At 63.4% G+C, this 17,204-nt stretch carries 19 protein-coding genes and 1 pseudogene; 6 read left to right on the top strand and 14 right to left on the bottom strand.

The genetic code is table 11. The features are described from left to right. Positions 1-10: 10 nt before the first annotated feature. Positions 11-1,144 carry a helix-turn-helix domain-containing protein gene (locus B3M53_RS01710; RefSeq protein WP_273020895.1) on the bottom strand — a complete coding sequence of 378 codons (1,134 nt, stop codon included), beginning with the start codon at positions 1,142-1,144 and terminating at the stop codon, positions 11-13. A 158-nt stretch (positions 1,145-1,302) separates the two neighbouring features. On the opposite strand from B3M53_RS01710, the gene B3M53_RS01715 reads away from it, so the two are divergent. Continuing rightward, the gene (locus tag B3M53_RS01715; protein WP_286799557.1) at positions 1,303-1,974 is read left to right on the top strand and encodes a DUF2306 domain-containing protein; all 672 of its coding nucleotides are present in this window, start codon (positions 1,303-1,305) and stop codon (positions 1,972-1,974) included. Between the two features lie 85 nt (positions 1,975-2,059). Continuing rightward, complete coding sequence (locus B3M53_RS01720) at positions 2,060-2,728, top strand: hypothetical protein (RefSeq protein WP_273020891.1); 669 nt, start codon at positions 2,060-2,062, stop codon at positions 2,726-2,728. A gap of 24 nt (positions 2,729-2,752) precedes the next feature. On the opposite strand, the gene B3M53_RS01725 is transcribed toward B3M53_RS01720, so the two are convergent. Then, positions 2,753-4,255, bottom strand: a complete 1,503-nt coding sequence (locus B3M53_RS01725; RefSeq protein WP_160092145.1) for a UbiD family decarboxylase — start codon at positions 4,253-4,255, stop codon at positions 2,753-2,755. Positions 4,256-4,406: 151 nt separating this feature from the next. Between B3M53_RS01725 and B3M53_RS01730 the strand changes: the two genes are divergently transcribed. After that, a complete protein-coding gene (locus B3M53_RS01730; protein WP_160092144.1) occupies positions 4,407-4,661 on the top strand; it encodes a hypothetical protein in 255 nt (84 codons plus the stop codon). Here the strand turns inward: B3M53_RS01730 and B3M53_RS01735 are convergent. The 7 genes from B3M53_RS01735 to B3M53_RS01765 all read right to left on the bottom strand — a co-directional run bounded on the left by B3M53_RS01735 (position 4,658) and on the right by B3M53_RS01765 (position 10,664). Then, positions 4,658-6,028, bottom strand: a complete 1,371-nt coding sequence (locus B3M53_RS01735) for a serine hydrolase domain-containing protein (protein WP_273020889.1) — start codon at positions 6,026-6,028, stop codon at positions 4,658-4,660. The genes B3M53_RS01730 and B3M53_RS01735 overlap by 4 nt on opposite strands. A 196-nt stretch (positions 6,029-6,224) precedes the next feature. Then, positions 6,225-6,530, bottom strand: coding sequence for a GNAT family N-acetyltransferase (locus tag B3M53_RS01740; RefSeq protein WP_273020888.1), 306 nt, complete (start codon positions 6,528-6,530; stop codon positions 6,225-6,227). Positions 6,531-6,620: 90 nt separating this feature from the next. Then, positions 6,621-7,361 carry a hypothetical protein gene (locus B3M53_RS01745; protein ID WP_273020886.1) on the bottom strand — a complete coding sequence of 247 codons (741 nt, stop codon included), beginning with the start codon at positions 7,359-7,361 and terminating at the stop codon, positions 6,621-6,623. Then, on the bottom strand, positions 7,358-8,272 hold the full coding sequence (locus B3M53_RS01750; RefSeq protein WP_273020884.1) for an aminotransferase class IV: 915 nt from the start codon (positions 8,270-8,272) through the stop codon (positions 7,358-7,360). The genes B3M53_RS01745 and B3M53_RS01750 overlap by 4 nt, the downstream gene beginning before the upstream one ends. A gap of 5 nt (positions 8,273-8,277) precedes the next feature. After that, a complete protein-coding gene (locus B3M53_RS01755) occupies positions 8,278-9,054 on the bottom strand; it encodes an enoyl-CoA hydratase (RefSeq protein ID WP_022701632.1) in 777 nt (258 codons plus the stop codon). Positions 9,055-9,080: 26 nt separating this feature from the next. Continuing rightward, on the bottom strand, positions 9,081-10,139 hold the full coding sequence (locus B3M53_RS01760; RefSeq protein WP_273020882.1) for a strictosidine synthase family protein: 1,059 nt from the start codon (positions 10,137-10,139) through the stop codon (positions 9,081-9,083). Between the two features lie 87 nt (positions 10,140-10,226). Beyond that, positions 10,227-10,664 (bottom strand): MarR family winged helix-turn-helix transcriptional regulator, encoded by a 438-nt coding sequence (locus B3M53_RS01765; protein ID WP_273020880.1) that lies wholly within the window; start codon positions 10,662-10,664, stop codon positions 10,227-10,229. Positions 10,665-10,811: 147 nt separating this feature from the next. Here B3M53_RS01765 and B3M53_RS01770 point away from each other — a divergent pair, with 147 nt between their 5' ends. After that, the gene (locus B3M53_RS01770; RefSeq protein ID WP_273020878.1) at positions 10,812-11,600 is read left to right on the top strand and encodes a glucose 1-dehydrogenase; all 789 of its coding nucleotides are present in this window, start codon (positions 10,812-10,814) and stop codon (positions 11,598-11,600) included. Here B3M53_RS01770 and B3M53_RS01775 read toward each other — a convergent pair. From B3M53_RS01775 to B3M53_RS01795, 5 genes are all read right to left on the bottom strand, one after another. Further along, positions 11,597-12,334 (bottom strand): class I SAM-dependent methyltransferase, encoded by a 738-nt coding sequence (locus B3M53_RS01775; RefSeq protein WP_273020876.1) that lies wholly within the window; start codon positions 12,332-12,334, stop codon positions 11,597-11,599. The genes B3M53_RS01770 and B3M53_RS01775 overlap by 4 nt on opposite strands. Next, the gene (locus B3M53_RS01780) at positions 12,270-12,851 is read right to left on the bottom strand and encodes a beta-class carbonic anhydrase (RefSeq protein ID WP_273020875.1); all 582 of its coding nucleotides are present in this window, start codon (positions 12,849-12,851) and stop codon (positions 12,270-12,272) included. Before B3M53_RS01780 ends, B3M53_RS01775 begins: the two co-directional genes overlap by 65 nt. 26 nt (positions 12,852-12,877) lie before the next feature. Beyond that, positions 12,878-13,420 carry a peptide-methionine (R)-S-oxide reductase MsrB gene (gene msrB, locus B3M53_RS01785; RefSeq protein ID WP_022701638.1) on the bottom strand — a complete coding sequence of 181 codons (543 nt, stop codon included), beginning with the start codon at positions 13,418-13,420 and terminating at the stop codon, positions 12,878-12,880. An 88-nt stretch (positions 13,421-13,508) separates the two neighbouring features. Next, the gene (gene ubiA, locus B3M53_RS01790; RefSeq protein WP_160092133.1) at positions 13,509-14,435 is read right to left on the bottom strand and encodes a 4-hydroxybenzoate octaprenyltransferase; all 927 of its coding nucleotides are present in this window, start codon (positions 14,433-14,435) and stop codon (positions 13,509-13,511) included. A gap of 88 nt (positions 14,436-14,523) precedes the next feature. Continuing rightward, entirely contained in the window at positions 14,524-15,888 is a 1,365-nt protein-coding gene (locus B3M53_RS01795) for an NAD-dependent succinate-semialdehyde dehydrogenase (protein WP_273020871.1), read from the bottom strand. A gap of 105 nt (positions 15,889-15,993) precedes the next feature. Here B3M53_RS01795 and B3M53_RS01800 point away from each other — a divergent pair, with 105 nt between their 5' ends. Together B3M53_RS01800 and B3M53_RS01805 are read left to right on the top strand one after the other, a co-directional pair. Continuing rightward, positions 15,994-16,758 (top strand): 16S rRNA (uracil(1498)-N(3))-methyltransferase, encoded by a 765-nt coding sequence (locus B3M53_RS01800; RefSeq protein ID WP_273020869.1) that lies wholly within the window; start codon positions 15,994-15,996, stop codon positions 16,756-16,758. Between the two features lie 120 nt (positions 16,759-16,878). After that, positions 16,879-17,204 (top strand): annotated as a pseudogene (locus B3M53_RS01805) (glutamate--cysteine ligase); the annotation flags it as partial.

Below are 17,204 nucleotides of genomic sequence, written 5' to 3' on the forward strand. Positions count from 1 at the left end.
TACCGCGGGGTTAAGCGCTTGGCGCGTTCTGTTTCTGATAGTCTTTAGGGGTCAGCCCGGTTTCACGTTTGAACGCCTTGTAGAAGGTGGAGCGTGAATTGAAGCCGACTTCGAGGGCTATGGTCAGGACCGAGGCTTCTTGGGCCAGCAATAAGGGCTGGGCCGCTTGAACGCGCCATCGCGCCACATAATCAAAAAATGTCGTGCCCAGATGCCCGTTCAGGGTTTGGGAGACATGATTGTGGGGTGCGGCCACATGCTTGGCCAGTTTTTGGAGCGACAGCGTGGGATCCAGATAGAGCGCCTCGGCTCGCATGGCCGTTTCGAGCTTGCGGGCGATGTGTTCCGTGCGTTCGGACGATAACGCCGAGCGGGCGTACTTGTCCGGCTCGGGGGGCAGTGCAAGCGGGATGTCTTGAGCGGGCATTTGTCCGGTGGCGAAGACCACAAGCATCAGCACGGCCAGGCCAATCGTGAGAACAACCCCTTCAGCCGGCACGATCAAACCAGGACCCAGATTGTCACTGATGACTGAGAGGCCTGAGAGGCCCCAGCCGATGACGAGCATGAGGATGAACCCATCCATCCAGCGCAGCTCGTACGCTTCGGTATTGGAATAGAGGGCTTTGAGCCGGGCTCTGTAGCGCGACAGGTGTTTCACGATCACCGCCAGGTAAACCAGGGACGTCACGGCCCAGATCAGAATGAGCGCAAAGGTTGTCAACGCGAGCAGGGCCGGGAACCAGCCCTCTGGCAGATCGCCTTCGATCAGCAGTGTTCGCCGGACCGGCCCGGGCAGGGCCCAGTAGCCGATCATGACAATCACGCCGATGAACGGGAGCCCCAGATGCCGACGCCGCCAGGGCCTGTGGTCGATGGTCTCAATCCGCTCTGTGACATACTGGAAAAGACAGGCCGGCAAGAGCATGAGGCAGGGCAAGAGCGCGGGCAGGTACAGATCATACACGGGTCTGGCGAACCGCGCGATCAGCGGCAGTCCGGCCAACCCCAGAAACAATCCGAACACGACGATCAGCGTAGGGCGACCGGGCGCCGGTGCAGACCCGCGCAAGGTCATGACAACGCCGGTCAGGGAAATGCCGACCAGTACGGAAGAGATCACGAGCAGGGCGTCAGTTTGCATAGCTTGGGTCTAGTTCAGCGCATTGCCCCATTCAATCGCTATCCCTGCCTGATTGTGTCCTCGCCCTCACGCGCGGACGACGTTTGGCCGTCTCGCCTCCTATGCCGATGAGACATATGCGCGGCGTTCGCGCGGACACGTCATGGAATTGCGGGATGATGACTGAGCCTGATCTGTTGGGGATCGCCCATTTTGCAGTGGGGTGCGTGGCGGTGTTGGCTGGACTGGCGGCCTTGTCATCTCGCAAGGGGCAGGTCTGGCACCGCGCCTCGGGGTCCATCTTTGTGATCGCCATGCTGGCCCTGGCGCTCAGCGGTCTCTGGCTCAGTCTGGCGCGAGACATTCTGTTCACGGTGTTTCTGTCAGGCATAGCGGGACATGCCGTCTTGACCAGTTGGGCTGCGGCCCGACGACAGGCCTGGCTCTCAATCGTTCTGGCGCGATGGTCCGGCCTTGTTTCAGGCGGGCTGTGTCTGGGGGCTGTGTCGGGCGGGCTGATTGCCGCGTCTTCCCCTGAGGGAAGGCTCAATGACCTCCCCCCGGCAGCCTTCTACTTGCTTGCGGGGGTGAGTTTCGGGCTGTTCGTGCTGGATCTGTTTTATGCCCGAAACACGGCGCCGCAGCGCGTGAGCTGGCTCAGTCGTCATCTCTGGCGGATGGGTTTCGCCTTCTTCCTCGCCACAGGGATCTTTTTCTTTGGCAATAACCATGTGCTGCCCGAAGCGCTTCGCACTCCGCTTGTTCTGTCTGTCCCGGTTCTGACCGTGATCGGTTGGACCCTGGTCTTCGGGGTGAAGGTCCGGCTCGCAGCCGGTCGAATGCAGCGCTGATGTCCACGCCGTCACGCGGACACACACGGAACGCCTCAACGGGCTAGACCGATTTCAAACTGACTTTTGAAGGAAGGGAAGACGGATGTTTCAACGTCTCGGTGGAGTGGCCGCAATCGCGGCGGGCCTGACCTACGTGATCGGGTTCTGGGTCTATTTCAGCATATTGGGGCCGGTTCAGTATGGCAGCCTGTCCGTGCCTGCGGAGCAGCATGTGGGGTTCCTGGTTGAAAATGCGGCTCTGATGTCAGCCTGGAATCTGGTGATCTATGTGCTCAACGCCGTGCTCATGGTGGTGTTGGTCATCGCCGTGCATCAACGGGTGAAAGCGGCTGCGAATGGATTGGTGCAAACCGCGACGGCGTTCGGACTGATCTGGGCGGGATTGATCATGGCCACGGGCATGTTGACCAATGTGGCCACCAGCCAGATCGTCCAGCTCGCCGAAACCGATATGGCCGCCGCCGGATCCTTGTGGCGGAGCACGGTCGTGGTGGCGGCCGGACTGGGCGGCGGGAATGAGATCACCGGCGGGCTGTGGATCGTTCTGCTGAGCCTGGCCGGGTTTCAGTCCCGGACCCTCCCCATGCCGGTCAATCTGCTGGGGCTGGTGGTGGGCGGCGCGGGCGTAGCCTCAACCCTGCCCGTCTTGGCCTCGGTCGCGACGATGATTTTCGGGCTCGGCTTTATTGCGTGGTTCTTTGTGGTGGGCGTGGCCCTGCTTGTCATGAAACCGGAACCGGCGACGGCCTAAGCCGTTGCGCCGGGCGCTGGGGCCCTAGTCCAGCCCCAGCTCGCTCCACATGGCGTCCACCCGGTCGATGACGTCCTGCTCCATATAGAGCTTCTCGCCCCATTCGCGGTTGGTCTCGCCGGGCCATTTATTGGTGGCGTCCAGCCCGATCTTGGAGCCGAGGCCTGAGACCGGAGACGCGAAGTCGAGATAGTCGATGGGGGTGTTCTCGATCGGGGTGATGTCGCGTACCGGGTCCATGCGGGTGGAGATCGCCCACATCACATCCTTCCAGTCGCGCGCATTGATGTCGTCATCCACGACGATCACCCATTTGGTGTACATGAACTGGCGCAGATAGGACCAGGCGCCCATCATCACCCGCTTGGCGTGGCCGGAATACGCCTTCTTCATCGAGATGACGGCGATGCGATAGCTGCAGCCTTCAGGCGGCAGCCAGAAGTCGACGATCTCGGGGAATTGCTGGCGCACCAGCGGGATGAACACCTCGTTGAGCGCTTCACCCAGCACGGAGGGTTCGTCCGGCGGACGCCCCGTAAAGGTGGTCAGATAGATCGGGTCCTTGCGCATGGTGATGGCGCTGATCTTGAAGACCGGGAATTTCTCGACCGAGTTGTAATAGCCGGTGTGATCGCCGTACGGGCCTTCATCCTCGTACTCATCCAGCATCACATGGCCTTCAAGCACGATCTCGGCCTCGGCGGGGACTTTCAGCGGCACGGTCTTGCAGTCCACCAGCTCGGCTTTCTGACCGCGCAGCAGCCCCGCGAACTGGTATTCGCTCAGCGTATCCGGCACGGGCGTGACGGCGGCGAGGATGGTGCCGGGATCGGCGCCCAGCACGCAGGCCACGGGCAGGGGCTCGGGCTTTTCATTCTTCCAGCGTTGGAAATGCTGGGCGCCGCCGCGATGCTTGAGCCAGCGCATGATCGCGCGGTCCTTGCCCAGCTTCTGCATTCGGTAAATGCCGAGGTTGAAGTCGTCCTGCTTGTCGTCGGACGGGCCCTTTGTAACCACCAGCGGCCAGGTGATCAGCGGGTCCGGCTCGCCCGGCCAGCAGCCCTGGATCGGCAGGCGATCCAGATCAATGTCCTCGCCTTGCAGCACGACTTCCTGGCACGGCGCCTTGCGCACATTGGCGGGGCGCATGCTCATCACGGTCTTGGCCAGCGGCAGCATGCCGAGCGCATCTTTCAGGCCGCGCGGCGGTTCGGGCTGACGCAGGAAGGCCAGAAGCTCGCCCACTTCGCGCAGATCAGACGCCGTCTTGCGCGGCTCGCCGCCCAGGGTCACCGCGCGGGCGACGCGGCCCACCGTGCCGAACAGATTGGCCAGCGCCGGCATTTCGCTGGGGCGGCCGTCTTCATGTACGGGGTTTTCAAACAGGACCGCAGGACCGCCGGTTTTCAGAAGCCGGGTCTGGATCTCGGTCATTTCCAGATGGGTGGAGACCGGGCGGGAGACGCGCTTGAGCTCGCCTTCCGCCTCCAGCAAAGCGATGAAGTCGCGCAGAGATTTGTACGCCATCCGGCCCTCCTGTCAGATGGAGTGCAAACTAGGCCTGCCCGGCAGGCGGGCCAAGCGCGAAGCTGCGTTATAGGCGCAAGGCTGCGTGCGGGCGGCGCCTGATGCTGTTAACGCTCTTGCAACCAAATGCCGCCCTGCGCATTTGTCATGCATGAGGTTCGTATATCAAACACTGGGGTTCTTGCTGATCGCGGTCGGCCTCCCGCTCTTCTGGACGCCTTTGCCGTTCGGGCTGGTGCTGATCGCCATCGGCGCCGCGCTGATCCTGTCCAATTCAGACAGCGCGCGGAACCATGTGCGCGGCTGGCGCGGTCGTCATCCCAGATTCAACGCCTTCATGATCAAGGCCGAACGGGTGACCCCGCACCCGTTCGACCGGATCCTGCAGCGGACGGAAGTGGACTAGCCCTCCGCCGTCTGAGCCTCTGCGGGCGCCTCCAGATCAGACGTGTCGCGCTTGGCGGCGATGACAGCGGCGCCAAATTCGGGTGCGCCGCTCTCCATGCCCAAGGTCGCGCCCATGCGCACGATGACCAGGTCTTCAGACGGGATGACAAAGCCGTGCTGGCCCTGGAAGCCTTGCATGGCGACCGTGTCGGAGGGCAATCCCTCGATGTTTAACCAGAAGCCTGAGCCGTACCAGTCCACAGTGGGCGTGCCCACATAGGTCAGCCAGTTAGGCGGGATGATCTGTGCGTCGCCCACCCGGCCATTGTCGAGGTACAGCTGGCCCAGCCGCGCCCAATCCTGAGCGGTCGCGTACATATAGCTCGACCATTGCAGCGTGCCGGACTGATCGGGTTCGAACACCACAGAATTCATGCCCAGAGGCTCAAACAGCCAGGCGCGCAGGGTTTCAACCCTGTCTGCGAGCGTATCGCCCATGAACTCTTCCATCGCGGCCCCTGCCAGGATGGTGTTCACGCTTTGATAGCTCCACTCTTCGCCCGGCTCGTGCAACTTGTTGCGTGAGGCGGCGTAGGCGGCCATGTCGGACTGGGTCATCAGCATTTCTGAATTGGGGTCATGGCCGTTATTGAGTTCGAAGCCGTCGAGACCGCCCGTCATGCGCAGCATGTCGTCCAGCGTGATGTCTGGCCGGTCCACCGCGTTCAGATCCGGCGACAACCCTTCGGCTCGCATGTCGATGAGACCGCGTTCCACCAGCACGCCCGCAAATGTCACGGCGGCGGATTTGGTCATCGACCAGCCCAATAGCGGACTGCGCGCATCCACGCCGTCGGCGTAGCGTTCCGCCACCAGTCGCCCGTCATGCAGCACCAGGGCGGCGAGCGTGTTGCGGCCATCCTCGGTGAACGCGGCGTCCAGGGCGGCGTCCAGCGCATCCGCATCAAAATGCGCGTCCCGCCAGGCTGTATCAATCTCCATCAGTGCGGAGGGAGGCGGCATGGGAACCGTCAGATCGGCGTCAAACTGATCGGGGTCGTGCACCAGGGTGCAGCCAAGCCCGTCCCGGAACACAGCCGTTTGACGATAGAACAAGCCGAATATGGCGCTCGTCGTACGGCGTGCTGACCGGTCGACTTCTAGGCTGATCAGGGATTTCGCAGGACCGAGCAGCGGGTCGATATAGTCCGTCTGTGCGCGCTCCGGATCCAGGCCGGAGACGAAGGTCAGCGAACAGGCCTGCTTGGCGGTGAGTCCGGCGCCGGACGGCAGATAGATCCGGCCCCAGGTCGACTGGCTGACATAGAGCCAGCCGCCCACGAACAGTGCGGCGATCAGGGCGATCACCCAGACAAGACGGCGCATTGAAAATCCTCCCCTTTTTTTCAGAGGGTCCGCGCGCTTCAGGGCAGGGTCAAGCGGCTTGTGAGGAAATGTATTCGGTGAAATCGTTCACTAACTAAATTTAAACAAGTGGGAGGCTAGGTTGAAATCATAATCTCCCCTGTGAGCACTCACCTGATCGGGCGGACCTGTGGTCCGCCCGTTTTTCTAAGTCCGTTCAGGTGTTTCTCACCGGTTCGAGCACGTCGTGCCAGTCCGGGGTCTTGTTGATCTGGGCCTTGGCGAACGGGCAGAGCGGGATGATCTGGACGCCGCGCTCACGCGCGTCTTCAACAGCGCGCTGAACCAGCGCCTTTCCCACGCCCATGCCGCGCCACTCGTCAGGCACGCCGGTATGATCAATGATGATCATATGGTCATTGGAGATCGAATAGGTCAGCTCGGCTTCGGGCTTGCCCGCGGCTGTCGCGACATAGCGACCTTTGGTTTGTGAACGCTCTTCGGTAATCGTGAACTCGGTCATAATCGGCCCCTGTCTCTGCGCTTCAGGGAACCCTAAGCCAGAGGCCGTCCTGCGTCTGTGTCGAACTTGGAAAGGCAGGCTTTCCGAGTGTCACCTCGCTGTCAGCTTTCTAGCCTTGAGATGCTGATAGGCGGGCGCGCAGTCTGCGACGACCTCGGACAGGTGCGCTGGCAGGTCGTGCGGGCTCGCTCGGGGGGCTTCAAAACCGGTGGAAGCTTCAACGCGCGCATACCAGTATGGCGCCCAGGGGCCGTCGGTCGTTCGCCGACCGGGCGGCCAGCTCAGCATGGCGTCGGTATAGGCGATGCCTACGGTGTCGCAGACCGCTTCGAGCATGCTGGCGGGGTTCGCCAGCACGTCTGCACCTTCGATCACGGGCCAGGCGCGCCCGGTCAGATCGCAAATTTCATCATACAAACGCGCCTGCCGGATCGCGCCCAGGTCTTCGGCGCAGGCGCGCTTCATGGTGGCGTGATAGCTGGCGGCGACTTCGGCGGGGTCGCGAATAAGAAAGATATGGCGGCAGTCTTTGGTCCAGCTCAGATCCAGCCCGTCCAGCATGTGCTGGCACATATGCTTCTGGAAGAACTCAGCCTGGCCCTGGGGCGCGGCCCCTGCGCAGGCGCGGGCGATCTCAGCTGGGTCGGTCGGCCAGGCTGCGAGCGTCGGCTCCCGGCCCGGATGATCAAGTCCGGTCTGTTTGAGATAATACCCGTAAAACGGCTCATCCCAGACGGCGCAATTCCCACGCGCCTCAAAGCTGCGCATGGTGGCTGTGGAGATGTTGCGCGGTCCCGACCACAGGCACAGGCGCACGGGCGCATCCGTCATGACGCGCTCTCTCGTGTGATCTTTTCAAGATAGAGCTGCTGCAGGCGTTCCACCATCGGGCCTCGCCCCTCGCACAAAAGCCGGCCGTCCACGGTGGAGACCGGCGCGACGCCTGCAAAGGTGCCCGTCACGAAAGCCTCGTCGGCGCCATAGACCTGCGTCAGGGAGAAATTCTTCTCAAAGACGGGAATGCCCGCCTCCTTGCAGATCTCGATCACCACGCCGCGGGTGATCCCGTCCAGGCAATAATCCCCGCTCGAGGTCCAGACCTCGCCCTTGCGGACGATGAAGAAATGGGTGGAATTGCAGGTGGCCACAAAGCCATGCGGATCGAGCATCAGGGCTTCGTCGGCGCCGGCTTTCGCGGCCTGAATGCAGGCGGTGATGCAGTTGAGTTTGGAGTGGGAGTTCAGCTTGGGATCCTGCACATCGGGATAGCCGCGGCGCACATGCACGGTGAACAGGTTGAGGCCCTGGGTGGCGGTTTCGGGCTTGGGCGTCTTCCATTCGGGAATGATCACCACGGTGGCCGGGCTGATGGTGACGCGCGGATCCTGATACGGCGTCGCCTTGATCCCGCGGGTCACCATGAGGCGGATATGCACGCCGTCCCCGCTCATCTCATTGGCCTTGAGCGTGTCGTAAAGCGCTTGCGTCAGAGCCTCAGGGGTGAGGCCGATCTCCATGTCGATCGCTTTCGCGCCTTCATAGAGCCGGTCCAGATGCCGATCGAGAAAAGCGATTCGGCCCTCATGGACGCGCAGGCCCTCCCAGACGCCATCCCCAAGAATGAAGCCGGAATCAAAGACGGAGACCTTGGCGTCTTCGCGCGCGAACAACTCGCCATTGATCCAGATCCGGATGGCGGCGTTCCTGGGATCGTCGATGTATTCGTGACTGCCCTTGGCCATCTCGCCTATCCGAACTTCGAGAAGTCCGGCGCCCGGCGCTCCATGAAAGCCGTCACGGCTTCCTTGAACTCATCGGTGCGCAATTGCTCGGCGAACAGGCCGCCTTCGCGCACAATGCGGTCCTTGATGTCCTCGGGCGGCAGGTTGATCAGCATTTTGGCGGTTTTCACCGCCCCCGGCGCCAGCTGGGTGATTTGCTGGGCGATCTCCATCACCGCCGCGTCAAAGCCCTCGGTTGGCAGGACTGCATTGATCAGGTTTTTCGCTTCGGCCTTCTTCGCGTCCCATTTCGCGCCCAGCAGCAGCATTTCGCTGGCCACGGCGCGCCCGACAATGCCGGGCAGGATCTGGGAGGAGCCGTATTCCGGCGCCAGCGCCAGATTGACGAAGGGCGTGGTGAACAGCGCTCGCTCGGTGGCGTAAACGAGATCACAGTGCAGCAACAGCGTCGTGCCGATGCCGACGGCCAGCCCGTCCACCGCCGCGATCACCGGTTTCTCGCACATCATCAGCGCCATCATGAAGCGCTCGACGGGCGGGGTTTCGCCGCCGCCGATATGGGGCGGGGCCTCCATGAAATCCATCAGGTCATTGCCGGCGGAGAAACAGCCCTCGCCGCCAGCGATGACCACGACGCGGATGTCAGAGCGCGCATTGGCCTCTTCAAGGCCGTCCGCCATCGCCGAATACATGGCGCGGGTGATGGCGTTTTTCTTGTCAGCGCGGTCAAAGCGCAGGGTGCGGACGCCGTTCGCGTCGCTCACACGGATCAGGTCGGTCATTACGCCATCCTTGGAATCTCTGGGCATTAGTTGGCCATATAGGGGCAGACGAGGACGTGGGAATCAAACACCGCGCCCAGCAACAGCTGATCGCCGGCGCGTGTCGCCACGGACGGGGAGTCAATCGCTTCACCGGAATCCGCGAACACCGTCGTCCAGTCACCCGTTTGCGGGTCAACCCGAACCGCCTGGGCCGGGGCGCGCGCCTCAGGGTCTGACTGGTGCGCCAGGAAGTCAAAGACGCTGACATTGCCCGCGATATAGAGATCACCGTCCGGGCCGACCTCGATATTATCAAGGCCCAACGGCACAGGATGCCGCGCCGTGCGGTTCAGCTCGGCTGTATCCGCATCCCGGTCAAAGACATGAACCGTGCGCCCGATAAAGCCCGAGGCGTAAACTTCAGAACCGTCGGCGTTGATGTTGATGCCGTTGGCGTAGGCCAGCCCTTCGGCGACGATGCGGCCGTCCTGGCCGTCATAATAGCTGATCGAACCCAGCGGCAGGCCGAGAAACGCTTCAAGATAACCCATCGGCGTGTCGCCGAAATAGACATCGTTTGTGGCGTAGAACTGCTCTGGCCCGACCCCGACGATGTCGTTGGGCGACCGCAGGGCGTCATGGCTGACGGTCTGAAGATGGGACAGCGCGCCATCCTCGGCCACGTCATAGATCAGCACCTGATGGCCGCTATAGGGGTGGCTGATCACAAACAGGCGGGCGAGGGGCTCGCCGCTCTCGCTCTCCCCGCGCCACAGGCTGATGCCGTGAGGGCGGAAGTCCGCCGGCGCATCAATGGAGACCAGTCGCACGCTCTGAGGGTCTTCCGGGTCAAACACATAGATGCCGTTGCGCGGATGCATCTCGCCCGAGCGACGCTCGGCTGCGGACACGAAGGCCAGCCCGCTCACAGGATCATAGGTCACGTCTTCAGTGCCGGGCGCGATCTCCACCGGCGTGCAGGCGGCGTTATCGGTGTATTCAGGATGGCTCAGCGCCCCGCTGGCGCGGGTGACCACATAGCCGATGCGTACAACGCCCAAAACCAGGACAACGCCCAGCACTCCCAAAATCAATCGAAACATGACCCGATCCCCCAACGCTTGTTTTCTATGAAGGAAGGCTACGCCGCAGCGTGAACGGCGTCCAGAAATTGAACACGGACGGTTTGATTATTCGTCGCGATCAATCGCCAGCCGGGTCAGGGCGTCATAGACCACAGCCGCGTCATGCTCGCCCAGCTTGTCGTCAAGCTCGGTGTTGAACCCGCGCAAGACCTGGTCCGCACGTTCGGCGGCGCGACGGCCCGCTTCGGTCAGATCCACCAGGGCGCCGCGCTTATCGCTCGCGTCCTTGCGTTTGATCACCAGCCCGGCGGTCTCCATCCGGTTGATCAGGCCCGTCACCGCGGGCGCGCCGAGCGCCAGCATATCGCCGATGGAGCCCAGGCGTCGTTCGCCGCGCCTTAACAGCAAGAACAGGACGGCGGATTGGCTGGCGCTGACATTGGCTTCCGCGCGCAAACGCGCATCCGCTTCCCGGCTCAGACGCCGAGCGGCGATTTCGATCAGCAAGAAGAGTCGCCGGTCAACGGCGCGAACGCGAGCCATGCCGAAGTGTTGCCGCGATTCATTCGGGTGTGAAAGACTTTCCCGGCTTCTGGTCAGGGGCAGAGCCTGAAAAATAAAGCGAAACCCTCTTCCCACAGCCCGCCTTTGCTGCTTGCTTAAGCGCTTACCGAATGAAGGAGCGCGATCATGACGTCCGTCACCCAACTCTTTGACCTCACCGGCAAGACCGCCGTCGTCACCGGCGGCACGCGCGGCATTGGCGAGATGATCGCCACCGGCCTGCTCAAGCAAGGCGCGCGGGTGTTCATCACGTCGCGCAAGCCGGATGCGGTGAAGGCGGCGCAGGAGCGTCTCTCGGAGTTTGGCGAAGTTCACGCCATCCCCTCTGACCTGTCCACGAACGAAGGAGGACAGGCCTTCGCCAAATGGCTGTCTGAGCAGACGGACGCCATCGACATCCTGGTCAATAACGCCGGGGCGACCTGGGGCGCAGCGCTGGAAGAGTTTCCCGAGGACGGCTGGGACCGGGTGATGGATCTTAACGTCAAATCCATCTTCTTCCTGACCCAGGCTTTGCTGCCCCAGCTTCAGGCGGCGTCCAAAGCGGCGGGCCGGGGCCGGATCATCAATATCGGCTCCATCGAGGGTCTCGCCGTGCCAATGATGGAAGACACTTACGCCTATCCGGCCAGCAAGGCGGCGGTGCACCATCTGACCAAGGTGATGGCGCGGCGTCTGGCGCGCGACAAGATCACCGTGAACGCCATCGCGCCGGGGCCGTTTGAAAGCAAGATGACCGCCTTCGCGCTGGGCAATCCTGAAGGCCGCGACGCGGTCTCGGCTCATATCCCGCTGGGCCGCATCGGCGCGCCGGATGACATGATCGGCCTGTCGGCGTTTCTGGCCTCTCCCGCGTCTGATTATGTGACCGGGCAGATCATTGCGCTCGACGGCGGTTACGCCAATCTGCGCTAGTCCATTTCGGGCAGGCCGCGGGGCTTGGCGTGAAAGCGCCAGACCCGCGCCGCGCCCACATCCTGGTCTTCCAGATCGCCTGCTCTGGGCGCCTCGAACCGGGCGGCGACGTGAAGCTTGTCCTTGGGCAGATAGGCGCGGCCCGGATCGCCGATCAGCACCGTCGCGCCTCGGTCATGCAGGCTTTCAAGCCAGTCGGTGATCGCGGCGCCCGCGTCGGTCTCGTAAAACACGTCGCCCGCCAGAACCAAATCCCAGCCATCATCACAGCCCACCAGATCGGCGTGCAGCACCTGCATGTGGACGTCATTGAGGCGCGCATTGGCGCGGGCGGCGTGAGCGGCGAAGGGGTCGATTTCTGTCGCCGTCACAAGATCCGCGCCCGCTTTCGCCGCCGCTATGCCGGCGACGCCGCACCCGCAGGCGAAGTCGAGCACACGTTTGCCGCGCACCAGATCAGGCTGGTCCATCACCAGTCGAGCCAGCGCCTGCCCGCCGCCCCAGGCGAACGCCCAGAAGGGAGAGGGCAGGCCCATGGAGATCAGCGCATCTTCCTCCTCCCGCCACAGATCACTCTGCGGATTGGCGAGGTGAAAGCGCAATTCAGGCGTCAGCGGCGCGCTGGCGATGCGGCAGTGCGCGTCCAGAACCTGATCGGGCGTCAGAGCTTCAGCGGGCTTCGCCGATGGCGCTGGCGGCTTCGATTTCGGTGAGCTTTCCGGTGTCGACATCATACATGAAGCCGTAAATCGGAATGCGCGCTGGCACCAGCGGGTGATCGCGCACGCGTTTCACATCTTCGGTGACGGCGTCGGCGGCGTCCTTGAAGGTCAGCCAGTCCACATCCTTGCCGGCGTCAGAGCCATCTGATCCACCCGGATCGCTCCAGCCGTCCGGGCCGGGCGTCGCGGTGTTCAGGCTGGAAGCGAGCAGGCGCTCCATGGTCTCTTGATCAAACAGCGCCATGCCGCAATCGGTATGGTGGATCACGAAGAACTCTTTCGTGCCCAGCAGTTTGTGGGAAATCACCAGCGAGCGGATCGCATCATCGCTGGCGCGGCCGCCGGCATTGCGGATCACGTGAACATCGCCCAGCTCGTAGCCCAGGGCTTCGGTGGGGATGATGCGCGCATCCATGCAGGTCAGGATCGCGGCCTGCTTGGCGGGCGGGATGGGTTTGCCGCCGCGATCAAAGCCCGCGGCGTAGTCCGCGTTGGCGCGCGTCACATGCGTGTAATTGTCGTCGCTCATCGTCAGATCCTTTCAGGAAAATCAGGTCAGGCGTTATCCGGGCGCGGCACGAAGTTGAGGGCGATCCCGTTATTGCACCAGCGCTGGCGCGTCGGGCGCGGGCCGTCATCAAACACATGGCCCTGATGGCCTTCGCAGCGGGCGCAATGGTATTCGGTGCGCGGCGTCCACAGTCGATAATCGGCTTTGGTGGCCACGGCGCCGCGGATCGGCGCCCAGAAGCTGGGCCAGCCTGTGCCGCTTTCGTATTTGGCTTCAGACGAAAAGAGCGGCAGAGCGCAGCCCGCGCAGACGAAGATGCCGTCGCGATGCTCGCGGTTCAGAGGACTGGTCCCGGCGCGCTCGGTGCCTTCCTGGCGCAAGACGCGGAATTGTTCGCCATTCAGGCGCTCGCGCCACTGGTCCCGAGTGAGGCTCATGAAATCTATGTCGGCCTCGCCCCAGGGCGTGATGTCCGGGTGGTCAAACAGCGCGACTTCCAGCCCGTCCTGATCGCTCTGCCCAAGAGCGGGGCTGGCGAATGCGGCGAAGCCGGTGGCGAGAAACAGGCGGCGGCTGAGCGTGGTCATGACGAGGCCTCCTCTTGGCGTCACCCTTCACAGTTAAGCTCAGAGCGCGTCATGACCAGTCACATGCTGGTGAAGCCGGCGTGTTCGCTTACAGAGCGCCCAGCAAGAACGCGCCCGCCAGCAACAAGCCGGTGATCTGGTTCGCCTTGAACCGCCGCAGGCATTCCCGCCCGTCCTCGGGGTCAAGTTTGCGGGTCTGTAGCAGCAGGTGCGCGGCGAAGACCGCGAAGGCGGGCGCGAACATCAGCCCGGCGCCCGCGACCAGCCCGGCCAGCGCGGCCAGCGCCGCCGCCATGAGATAGAAGGCCAGAACGCCGAAGCTGATCTTGCCGCCAAGCGCGCGGGCGGAGGATTTCACCCCCACCATGGCGTCGTCCTCCATATCCTGACAGGCGTAGATGGTGTCATAGCCCAGAGTCCAGAACAGGTTCGCCCCGTAAAGAAGCAGGATTTCAGGCGCGAAGGGTGTCCCGAGCGCCGTGGCGCCCGCCACCAGCACCCCCCAGTTGAAGGTCAGCCCCAGCCAGGCCTGCGGCCACCAGGTGATGCGCTTCATGAACGGATAGCCCGCCACCAGCGCCAAGGCGCCGAGCCCAGTGAGGATTGCGGGCAGGGGCAGCTGGATCAGCACCAGAAGACCCACAAGGCACTGCGCGATCAGAAACGCCCAGGCCTGTTTCAGGCTGACCGTGCCCGCCGCCAGCGGACGATCAGCGGTGCGGGCGACCTTGGCGTCGATATCGCGGTCGATGATGTCGTTATAGGTGCAGCCGGCCCCGCGCATGGCGATCGCGCCCACGCCAAACAGGATCGCCCAGTACAGATCAAGCCAGTCAAGCCCCGCTTGAACGCTCGCCAGCGCCAGACCCTGCCAGCACGGGATCGCCAGCAGCCAGAAGCCCACAGGCCGGTCATAGCGCGCCAGCCGCAGATACGGGCGCAGGGCGGATGGCGCGTGATCCACCCAGGATGTGGGTACGGAGTCAGCGACGCGGCGATCAGGGGCGATGGTCATCGTGCATCGATAGCGCGCCGCGCGCCGGTTCGAAAGAGCCTGAAGGTCGCAAGGCGGGCAGATTTTCCACCCGCCTGGCGCACAGGTTTTAGTCGAGCCCTGTGATGGCGATGGTCTTGGGGTTGGTGAAGGCGAGCAGCCCGTCGCGCGCCAATTCGCGGCCATAGCCGGACTTTTTCACGCCGCCAAAGGGCAGGCGCGGATCGGACGCCACCATCTGGTTCACATAGGTGGAGCCCGCCTCAAGATCTGTGCAGGCGGTCTCGATCTCGGCCTTGTCTTTCGACCAGAAGGACGATCCGAGGCCATAGGGGTGATTGTTGGCGATGGCGATGGCGTGATCGACGTCCTCGGCCTTGAACATCAGGGCCACCGGCGCGAAAATCTCGGAGTCGTGGCCCGGCGTGCCGCGCGGGATGTCCGCCAGAACGCCCGGCGTCAGAAAGGCGCGATCCTTGCGCTCCGGCGCGAGCAGCACTTTCGCGCCGCCATCAATCGTCTGACGCACCAGATCATAAACCTCATCGGCGGCGTCAGCACTTGAGAGCGGGCCGATATCGGTGCTTTCGTCCATCGGATCGCCGATTTTGAGCGCCTTCATGGATTGCACGAACTTGGCGGTGAATTCCTCATAGATGTCCTGGTGGATGATGAAGCGCTTGGCCGCGATGCAGGACTGGCCATTGTTCTGGGTGCGGGCGGTGACGGCGGTCTCCACCGCGGTGTCGAGGTCCGCGCTGGGCATGACGATGAAGGCGTCAGAGCCCCCAAGCTCCATGACCGACGGCTTGATCGCCTTGCCCGCCAGAGACGCCACCGCCGAGCCCGCGCCTTCAGAGCCGGTCAGGGTGACGCCGCGAATGCGATCATCGGTGATGATGGTTTCAGTCTTGTCCGACCCGATCAGCAGCGTCTGGAAGGCGCCTTCGGGAAAGCCCGCCTTGTCCAGCACTTCGGCGATCTTCAGCGCGCTGCCGGGCACGGCGGAGGCGTGCTTGAGAAGTCCGGGATTGCCCACGGCGAGATTGGGCGCGGCGAAGCGGAACACCTGCCAGAACGGAAAATTCCACGGCATCACGGCGAAGACCGGCCCGATGGGCAGGTGATAGAGGCTGCACTGGCCTTTTTCGGGCGCCTCGATCGGATCGGGCTTGAGCATGTCCGGCGCTTCATCGGCGTAATAGCGGCACAGCCAGGCGCATTTCTCGACCTCCGCGCGGGCCTGCTTGATCGGTTTGCCCATTTCGCGGGTCATCAGCTCGGCGATGGCGTCACGCTGATCGTCCAGAATGTCTGCGGCCTGGCGCAGAGCATCGAGCCTTGCGTCCATCCCCATGGCCTTGAGCTTTGGCGCCGCGTTCACGGCGCGGGTCAGGGCCGCCTCGATCGCCGCCTGTCCGTGGGACTGCGCTTCAAACACGGTGTCGCCGGTATAGGGGTTGATGGATTTCATGGCGGGCTCCTTTGGCCGGGGCGGTTTCAGGTGCGGGTTCCGGGCTTGCGCCTCAGGCGCAAGACAGAGCTTGAACGTGGGCGACGGGCCGCTAGAACGCAATTCATGAGTGTCGAACCGCGCCTTTTCATCGATGCGCCGCTAAGCGACGGCGCCCTTCTGGACCTTGACCGGGACCAGGCCCATTACCTCGTCAATGTCATGCGCCGCAAACCGGGCGATGGCGTGCGGCTGTTCAACGGCCGCGACGGCGAGTGGCGCGCCGAAGTGGCAAGCGCTGACAGGAAACGCGCCAGCCTGCAAATCGTTCAACAGCGCCGCAGCCAGTGCGCGACGCCGGACATGGCGCTGTTCTTCGCGCCCGTGAAAAAGGCGCGCACTGATTTCATCGTCGAGAAAGCCACCGAGCTGGGCGTGTCTTCGATCACCCCTGTGATCACCCAACGCACCCAGTCAGACCGGGTGCGCACCGACAGGCTGCAGGCGCTGGCGCGCGAAGCGGCCGAGCAGACCGAGCGTCTGGACATCCCGCAGATTTCAGACCCGGTCAGCCTGAGCCGGATGCTCAAGGACTGGGAGCCCGATCGCACCTTGATGTTCGCCGATGAAAGCGGGGACAGCCAGACTGAACCCTGGGGCGGCGAGCATGGCCGGGCCTTGCCGATTCACGAGGCGCTGTCGGGGCGTGAGCGCGGCGGCAAATGGGCATTGGTGACCGGGCCTGAAGGCGGGTTTTCCATTGAGGAGCGCACACTTTTGCACGCGCAGCCCTCCGTCCTTCCGGTCAGCCTGGGGCCGCGCATTCTGCGCGCCGACACCGCCGTCGCTGCGGCCTTGTCGGTCTGGCAATCCATGCTCGGCGATTGGTGATTTCGCGCCTGCGCCTTCACACGCTTGTGACCGAAAACCGGTTTCCCTGCTTGCCGTAGGGAGATCGGCCCCCTAACTGTGCGGCCACACTGATTTGCCTTGGCGGGGAGACCACCACCCATGAGCGGCACCTATAACGCAGGCGGCGAAGGCCCCCGGATCGAGACCAAATCCCAGCTCATCGGCCATATCGCCGCGGGTGAAAAGCCCAAGGATCAATGGCGCATCGGCACCGAGCATGAAAAGTTCGGCTTCGCGCTCAAAGACCATGCCCCGCTGCCTTATGAGAGCGACGGCCCCAGCGTGCGCAAGCTGCTCGAAGGGCTGACGCGTTTTGGCTGGGAAGCGGTCGAGGAGAACGGCAAGCCGGTGGCGCTCAAGCGCGACGGCGGCTCGATCACGCTGGAGCCGGGCGGGCAGTTCGAGCTGTCCGGCGCGCCGCTGGA

It is taken from the genome of Oceanicaulis sp. UBA2681, from assembly GCF_002354675.1.
GTDB classification, from domain to species: domain Bacteria; phylum Pseudomonadota; class Alphaproteobacteria; order Caulobacterales; family Maricaulaceae; genus Oceanicaulis; species Oceanicaulis alexandrii.

Excerpts from the sequence above, each read along its gene's own strand:
- B3M53_RS01710 (WP_273020895.1), bottom strand. The coding sequence starts at position 1,144 with ATGCAAACTGACGCCCTGCTCGTGATCTCTTCCGTACTGGTCGGCATT.
- B3M53_RS01715 (WP_286799557.1), top strand. The coding sequence starts at position 1,303 with ATGACTGAGCCTGATCTGTTGGGGATCGCCCATTTTGCAGTGGGGTGC.
- B3M53_RS01720 (WP_273020891.1), top strand. The coding sequence starts at position 2,060 with ATGTTTCAACGTCTCGGTGGAGTGGCCGCAATCGCGGCGGGCCTGACC.
- B3M53_RS01725 (WP_160092145.1), bottom strand. The coding sequence starts at position 4,255 with ATGGCGTACAAATCTCTGCGCGACTTCATCGCTTTGCTGGAGGCGGAA.
- B3M53_RS01730 (WP_160092144.1), top strand. The coding sequence starts at position 4,407 with ATGAGGTTCGTATATCAAACACTGGGGTTCTTGCTGATCGCGGTCGGC.
- B3M53_RS01735 (WP_273020889.1), bottom strand. The coding sequence starts at position 6,028 with ATGCGCCGTCTTGTCTGGGTGATCGCCCTGATCGCCGCACTGTTCGTG.
- B3M53_RS01740 (WP_273020888.1), bottom strand. The coding sequence starts at position 6,530 with ATGACCGAGTTCACGATTACCGAAGAGCGTTCACAAACCAAAGGTCGC.
- B3M53_RS01745 (WP_273020886.1), bottom strand. The coding sequence starts at position 7,361 with ATGACGGATGCGCCCGTGCGCCTGTGCCTGTGGTCGGGACCGCGCAAC.
- B3M53_RS01750 (WP_273020884.1), bottom strand. The coding sequence starts at position 8,272 with ATGGCCAAGGGCAGTCACGAATACATCGACGATCCCAGGAACGCCGCC.
- B3M53_RS01755 (WP_022701632.1), bottom strand. The coding sequence starts at position 9,054 with ATGACCGACCTGATCCGTGTGAGCGACGCGAACGGCGTCCGCACCCTG.
- B3M53_RS01760 (WP_273020882.1), bottom strand. The coding sequence starts at position 10,139 with ATGTTTCGATTGATTTTGGGAGTGCTGGGCGTTGTCCTGGTTTTGGGC.
- B3M53_RS01765 (WP_273020880.1), bottom strand. The coding sequence starts at position 10,664 with ATGGCTCGCGTTCGCGCCGTTGACCGGCGACTCTTCTTGCTGATCGAA.
- B3M53_RS01770 (WP_273020878.1), top strand. The coding sequence starts at position 10,812 with ATGACGTCCGTCACCCAACTCTTTGACCTCACCGGCAAGACCGCCGTC.
- B3M53_RS01775 (WP_273020876.1), bottom strand. The coding sequence starts at position 12,334 with ATGATGTCGACACCGGAAAGCTCACCGAAATCGAAGCCGCCAGCGCCA.
- B3M53_RS01780 (WP_273020875.1), bottom strand. The coding sequence starts at position 12,851 with ATGAGCGACGACAATTACACGCATGTGACGCGCGCCAACGCGGACTAC.
- msrB (WP_022701638.1), bottom strand. The coding sequence starts at position 13,420 with ATGACCACGCTCAGCCGCCGCCTGTTTCTCGCCACCGGCTTCGCCGCA.
- ubiA (WP_160092133.1), bottom strand. The coding sequence starts at position 14,435 with ATGACCATCGCCCCTGATCGCCGCGTCGCTGACTCCGTACCCACATCC.
- B3M53_RS01795 (WP_273020871.1), bottom strand. The coding sequence starts at position 15,888 with ATGAAATCCATCAACCCCTATACCGGCGACACCGTGTTTGAAGCGCAG.
- B3M53_RS01800 (WP_273020869.1), top strand. The coding sequence starts at position 15,994 with ATGAGTGTCGAACCGCGCCTTTTCATCGATGCGCCGCTAAGCGACGGC.